Below are 6,209 nucleotides of genomic sequence, written 5' to 3' on the forward strand. Positions count from 1 at the left end.
TCTAAGTTCCAGATGGTTGCCCAGCTCCGACGACGGCCTCGCTCGCGCGACGGCCGAGCAGGGAGTCGAGGATCTCTCCCGAGCGCACGGCGGTCGTCGACAGCAGCGTCGAGGTGAGACCGTGCGTGTGCTCGGTCGCGCCCTGGAGATAGATGCCGGCCGTGACCTCGGCCGTGACCTCGACGCGGTGGTCGCGGCCGACCCGCACGGCGTCGTTGTCGTCCCGGAGGCAGAGCTTGGCGGCTCTGCCCAGCATGGTGTCGAGGTCGCGGGGACGGTAGCCGGTGGCGTGCACGAGCACGTCGCAGGAGAGCACCTCCCGTTCCCCGGTGGGGAGATACTCGACGGTCACGTCCAGCCGGTCGTCCAGCTGCTCGACGTCCCGGATGCGGGAGACGTTGCGCATCCGCAGCCGCTCGTTGCCCTGGACCTTCTCGCGGTACATGGTGGCGTAGAGCGTCTCGATCAGGTCCATGTCGACCACCGAGTAGTTGGTGCTGCGGTGGTAGTCGTGCAGGGACTGTTTCACCTCCGGCCGGGACTGGAAGTAGACGTCCACCGCCTCCGGGTCGAAGATCCGGTTGGCGAACGGGCTGTCGTCGGCGGGCGTGTAGCCGTACTTGGCGAAGACCGCGCAGACCTCGGTGCCGGGGAAGGAGCGGTGCAGGTAGTCGACCGCCTCGGCGCCGCTCTGGCCGGCGCCGAGCACGAGAATGCGGCCCACCGAGGCGCCCGAGCCGGTCAACTCGCGGGTGCGCGGGACCAGTTCACTGTTGTGCCAGATACGGTCCGACAGGGCGGTGCCCGGTGGTACGTGCGGTTCGAGACCGACGGCGACCGAGATGTTGCGGGCCCGGCGGACCACCGTACGCCCCGGATCGCCCGGCACGCGGCTGACGACGTCGAACCAGCGGACCTCGCCGTCGTCGGTCAGCACGGGCTCCACGGAGACGACCTCGGCGTCGTACGTCACCTGGTCCGCGATCCGGCCCGCCGCCCACTCGAAGTACTCGTGGAACTCGATCCGCAGCGGGAAGAGGGTCTTCGCGTTGAGGAAGTCCACCAGCCGGCCGCGGTCCCGCAGGAAGCACAGGAAGCTGAAATCGCTGGTCGGGTTGCGCATGGTGACCAGGTCCTTGAGAAAGGACACCTGCATGGTCGCGTCGTCGATGAGCATGCCGCGGTGCCAGCCGAACCGTGGCTGGCGCTCCAGGAACTCGGCGTGGATCCGCTCCTCGGGCGCGGCTTGTGCGTTGTGTTCCGCGATGGCTATCGCCAGCGCCAGATTTGACGGGCCGAATCCGATTCCGAGCACGTCATGGATGGCGTCCGGCTCGTCGTGCAGTGCGTTCACCGCAACTTCCCTTCCCCTAGGCGCCACTGATATTAAATAAGGTTAGCCTTACCTTGCAATGGTGTGTCCTACGGAAGGATCGAATATGCGGGTCGTCATGTTCGGCTATCAGACCTGGGGGCACCGCACGCTCCAGGCCCTGCTGGAGTCCGAGCACGAGGTGGTCATGGCGGTCACCCACCCCAAGAGCGACCACGTGTACGAGAAGATCTGGGACGACTCGGTGGCCGACCTCGCCGAGAAGCACGGCATCCCGGTGCTGCTGCGCAACCGGCCCGACGATGCCGAACTCCTCGCCAAACTTGGGGAGTTGGCGCCGGATCTGATCGTCGCCAACAACTGGCGAACAGTCCTGCCCCCCGAGATCTTCGACCTCCCGGCGCACGGCACGCTCAACATCCACGACTCTCTGCTCCCGGCGTACGCGGGCTTCTCCCCGCTGATCTGGGCCCTCATCAACGGTGAACGGGAGGTCGGTGTCACCGCCCACCGTATGAACGCAGAGCTCGACGCCGGTGACGTGCTGTTGCAACGGGCGGTCCCGGTGGGCGCTCGCGACACGGTGACGGACCTCTTCAACCGCACTGTGGACTTGATCACACCGGTCGTCCACGAGTCCCTCGGGCTCATTGCCTCCGGGCGCGCGGAGTGGATTCCCCAGGACCGCAGCCGTGCGAGCTTCTTCCACAAGCGTTCCCTGGAGGACAGTCGCATCGACTGGTCCTGGCCGGCCGAGTCCCTGGAACGACTGATCCGCGCCCAGTCGGACCCGTATCCGAACGCGTTCACCCATCACAAGGGGCAGCGGATACGCATCGTCGAGGCCGAGGTGTCCGAGGGCTGCTACGGCGGCACCCCGGGCCGGATCTTCATCCGCGAGGGCGACGGAATCGTCGTGGTCGCGGGCACGGAGGCCCGGAACGGACGTCTGCGGGGGCTGCTGGTGAAGCGGGTACGGACGGAGGACGGCTCGGAGCTCGCGGCGACGGAGTACTTCCGGACGATGGGTGGGTATCTGACGTCGCGTCCCTGACGGCGAGGGGTCGGGTTCGCGGGCGGGCCGATTCCCGTTCGACGCGGATGCGTGATCACGTCAGGATGGGGCCATGCCCGACCTGCGAACCGAACGACTCGTCCTCCGCGCCTGGCGGGACTCCGACCTCGTCCCCTGGGTGGCCATGAACGCCGACCCCGAGGTCCGCGAGCACCTCGGAGACGTCCTCACCCGTGAACAGAGCGAGGCCTCCGCCACCCACTTCCAGGCCGGCCTCGACGAACGGGGCTGGGGCTGGTGGGCGGTGGAGGTCACGGGCACCGGTGAGTTCATCGGGTTCGCCGGGCTGGATCCCGTCGAGGACGACATGGCGTTCGACGGGGTCGAGGCGGGGTGGCGGCTGGCCCGGTCCGCGTGGGGCCACGGATACGCGACGGAGGCTGCCCGGGCGGTGCTTGCGTACGCCTTCGACGAGAAGGGCGTCGCCCTCGAAGAGGTCCTGGCGATCACGACGGCCACCAACCTCCGTTCACAGGCGGTGATGCGCCGCCTCGGAATGACCCACGACCCGGCCAAGGACTTCGACGACCTGACCGTCCCGGAGGGACCACTGCGCCGGAACGTGGTGTGGGGGCTTCGGGCCGGCGCCTGGGTGTAGCCGGTACCCGGGGTGTTTCAGGCGTGCCTCGGTTCGCCCGGTCCGCAAGGTCATGAGGCCGCCCTCGCACGCACGTCCTGGTGGTGGCGGCCCATCGGGATCACCATGGGGGTGTCGCTGACCGGGTCGAGGGTGATGCGGCACGTCAGGTCGAAGACGTCCTCCACCGTTTCCTCCGTGATGACCTCCGCCGGCGGCCCCTCCGCCACGATCCGGCCGGACTTCATGGCGACGACGTGATCGGCGTACCGGCAGGCCTGGTTGAGGTCGTGGAGGACCATCACGACGGTGCGGTTCTCGCGGCGGTTGAGGTCCGTGATCAGGTCCAGTACGTCGATCTGGTGGGCCAGGTCGAGGTACGTCGTCGGCTCGTCCAGGAGGAGTACGGGGGTGCCCTGGGCGACCGCCATCGCGATCCACGCCCGCTGCCGCTGGCCGCCGGACAGCTCGTCCACCGGGCGGTCGGCGAGGTCGGTCATGTTGGTCGCGGCGAGCGCCTCGTGCACGGCAAGCTCGTCCGCCTTCGACCACTGCCGCCACCACGTCTGGTGCGGTGAACGGCCCCGGTTGACGAGGTCGATGACCGTCAACCCCTCTGGTGCGACCGGGCTTTGGGGCAGGATGCCCAGGCGTTGCGCCAACTCCCTTGTGGGGATGGACTGGAGGGTCCGGCCGTCCAGGTGGACGGCGCCCTCGCGGGGCGCGAGCAGTCTGGCCAGGGCGCGCAACAGCGTCGACTTTCCACAGGCGTTGGCGCCGACGATGGCCGTGATCCGGCCGGGCGGTATCGCCAGGTCGAGGCCGTCCACGACCACCCGGTTGTCGTACGACAGCCGCAGCCCTGTCGCCCTCAGGTCCGGGTCGGCGGCCGGTTCCGTGGTGCTGGGCAGGGGATCGACCGGCATGGCGTCCTCAGTGGCCGTGGTCGTGGCCGTGGTCGTGGCTTCGGCCGTCGACAGGGCGTCGGTCGGCATCGTGGGGTCCGTCGACATGGGATCAGCCTCCTGAACCCGCGCGGTTGGCGCGGACGAGCAGCCAGAGCAGGATGGGCGCGCCGAGCACGCCGGTGACGACGCCGACCGGCAGTTCCGTGCCGGAGACGAGGGTACGGGCGATCAGGTCGCTGCCCAGGACCATCAGCGCCCCGGTCAGTCCCGAGGCGAGCGTGGGCGGCCAGGAGGTGCGAGCGAGGCGCAGGGCGATCTGCGGGGCGGCCAGCGCCACGAAGGCCACCGGTCCGGCGGCGGCGGTCGCGAAGGCGATCAGCCCGACGCCGGCGAGCAGGACGGCGAGGCGTACCGGCTGTACGCGGGTGCCGAGGCCGGTCGCCACGTCGTCGCCCAGCTGGAGCGTGCGCAGCAGCCGGCCGAGCAGCAGTGCCGTCGGCAGCAGGACGGCCAGGGCGATCGTGAGCGGCCCGACATCCGACCACGTACGGCCGTTGAGATTGCCGACCAGCCAGCCCAGCGCGGCCTGTGCCTGGAACCGGCCGCCCTTGGCGACCAGGTAGTCGGTGGCGCTCGTACAGATCCAGGCGACGCCGATGCCGACCAGGATGATCCGGTAGCCGGTGGTGCCGCGCCGCCAGGCCAGCGCGTACACGACGAGGGCCGTGGTCAGCGCGCCGAGCAGGCCGAGCGCCTGGGTGCCGAGTCCGCCGTCCCAGCCCAGGACGATGCCCGCGACCACGAACGTGCCCGCGCCCTGGGTGAGGCCGATCATGTCGGGGCTGGCCAGCGGGTTGCGGGTCATGGTCTGGAACAGTCCGCCGGACATCCCGAACGCGATTCCGGCCAGCAGCCCCACCAGCGAGCGCGGCAGCCGCAGTTCCTGGACGACGAGGACGGTGCCGGGGTCGCCGGAGCCGACCAGGGCACGTACGACGTCGGTGAACGCGATCGGGTAGTCGCCGATCGTCAGGCTCCAGCAGAAGAGGAGGAACGTGCCCACGGCGAGCAGCGCGGTCACCGTGACCAGGCGGGGCCGGAGGATGCCGGAGACCGGAGGGACGGCCAGCCGGTAGGTCCGCCGGCCGCGGAGGGAAGGAGCGGCGGGCGCCGACGTGGCGGCGCCGACGGCGGACTTGGGGTTCGTCATCCTCACACCTCCGCCAGTTTCCGGCGCCGCACCAGGGCGATGAAGAACGGCCCGCCGATGAAGGCGACGATCACACCGGCCTGGACCTCGATGGGCCGGGCCGCCATGCGCCCGATGATGTCCGCGGCGAGCAGCAGACTCGGCGCGAGTACGGCGGACAGCGGCAGCAGCCAGCGCTGGTCGGGGCCGATCCCCGCCATCTGGGCGAGCACGCGGGCGACATGGGGCACCACGAGCCCGATGAAGACGACCGGGCCGATGACCGCGACGGCGGCCCCGGTCAGCAGGGTGACCGCGGTGACGCCCTGGAGCCGTACCAGGCCGAGCCGTCGGCCGAGGGAGGCGGCCACGTCGTCGCCCAGGGCCATGCTGTTGAGGGCGGGCGCACTGGCGAGGGCCAGCAGCGCGCCCACGGCGAGGAAGGGCAGGATCCGCAGGACGGTCTCGCCGTCCTGGTCGGCCATCGAACCGGCCGACCAGAAGCGGTAGCGGTTGAGCGCGTCGGGGTCGGTCAGCACGATCGCGCTGGTGAAGGAGGACAGCAGGGAGGTCACGGCAATGCCCGCGAGCGCCAGTTTGACCGGTGTGAGCCCGGAGCGCCCGAGCCCGCCCAGCAGATACACGACGACGCTGGCCACCATCGCACCCGCGAACGCGAACCACACGTACCCGTAGAACGATCCGACTCCGAACACTCCGACAGCCAGCACGATCGCGAACGAGGCACCGGCACTCACCCCGAGGATTCCCGGGTCCGCGAGCGGATTGCGCGTCAGCGCCTGCATGAGCGCGCCCGACAGACCGAGCGCCGCCCCGGCCGACAGACCGAGCGCCGTGCGAGGAACCCGCGCCGACCAGATGACGTTGTCCACGAACCGGCTGGGCGCGTCACCGAACAGTGCCCGCACCACCTGATCGGGCGGAATGCTGGCCGCGCCGAGGGCGAGTGACAGAAGACACAGTCCGAGCAGGACGGCGCCGAGAACTGCCACGAGAAGAACGGGGCGAACCCTTCTCCCCGGCGTCACCGTGCGGTCTCCACCGGATAACTCCCTTAGGTTAGGCAGGCCTTAATAGTAGTGGTGAGAAGAGGGTCCGCGGAGAGT

The 6,209-nt window shown here is 69.8% G+C and carries 6 protein-coding genes; 2 read left to right on the plus strand and 4 right to left on the minus strand.

Going from position 1 to position 6,209, the window contains the following annotated elements:
• Position 1: 1 nt before the first annotated feature.
• Positions 2 to 1,354: a lysine N(6)-hydroxylase/L-ornithine N(5)-oxygenase family protein gene (locus G3I71_RS09175; RefSeq protein WP_164313444.1), complete on the minus strand. Its 1,353-nt coding sequence runs from the start codon at positions 1,352 to 1,354 to the stop codon at positions 2 to 4.
• 85 nt (positions 1,355 to 1,439) lie between these two features.
• Between G3I71_RS09175 and G3I71_RS09180 the strand changes: the two genes are divergently transcribed.
• Together G3I71_RS09180 and G3I71_RS09185 are read left to right on the plus strand one after the other, a co-directional pair.
• Positions 1,440 to 2,387: a methionyl-tRNA formyltransferase gene (locus tag G3I71_RS09180; protein ID WP_164313445.1), complete on the plus strand. Its 948-nt coding sequence runs from the start codon at positions 1,440 to 1,442 to the stop codon at positions 2,385 to 2,387.
• A gap of 73 nt (positions 2,388 to 2,460) precedes the next feature.
• The gene (locus G3I71_RS09185) at positions 2,461 to 3,006 is read left to right on the plus strand and encodes a GNAT family N-acetyltransferase (protein WP_164313446.1); all 546 of its coding nucleotides are present in this window, start codon (positions 2,461 to 2,463) and stop codon (positions 3,004 to 3,006) included.
• A 50-nt stretch (positions 3,007 to 3,056) separates the two neighbouring features.
• Here the strand turns inward: G3I71_RS09185 and G3I71_RS09190 are convergent, their stop codons facing one another.
• The 3 genes from G3I71_RS09190 to G3I71_RS09200 all read right to left on the minus strand — a co-directional run bounded on the left by G3I71_RS09190 (position 3,057) and on the right by G3I71_RS09200 (position 6,131).
• A complete protein-coding gene (locus tag G3I71_RS09190; RefSeq protein ID WP_164313499.1) occupies positions 3,057 to 3,911 on the minus strand; it encodes an ABC transporter ATP-binding protein in 855 nt (284 codons plus the stop codon).
• 91 nt (positions 3,912 to 4,002) lie between these two features.
• The gene (locus G3I71_RS09195; protein WP_164313447.1) at positions 4,003 to 5,103 is read right to left on the minus strand and encodes an iron chelate uptake ABC transporter family permease subunit; all 1,101 of its coding nucleotides are present in this window, start codon (positions 5,101 to 5,103) and stop codon (positions 4,003 to 4,005) included.
• Between the two features lie 2 nt (positions 5,104 to 5,105).
• Positions 5,106 to 6,131 carry an iron chelate uptake ABC transporter family permease subunit gene (locus G3I71_RS09200; RefSeq protein WP_343242891.1) on the minus strand — a complete coding sequence of 342 codons (1,026 nt, stop codon included), beginning with the start codon at positions 6,129 to 6,131 and terminating at the stop codon, positions 5,106 to 5,108.
• Positions 6,132 to 6,209 lie beyond the last annotated feature (78 nt).

This window comes from Streptomyces sp. SID12501, assembly GCF_010550245.1.
In the GTDB taxonomy this organism is placed as follows: domain Bacteria; phylum Actinomycetota; class Actinomycetes; order Streptomycetales; family Streptomycetaceae; genus Streptomyces.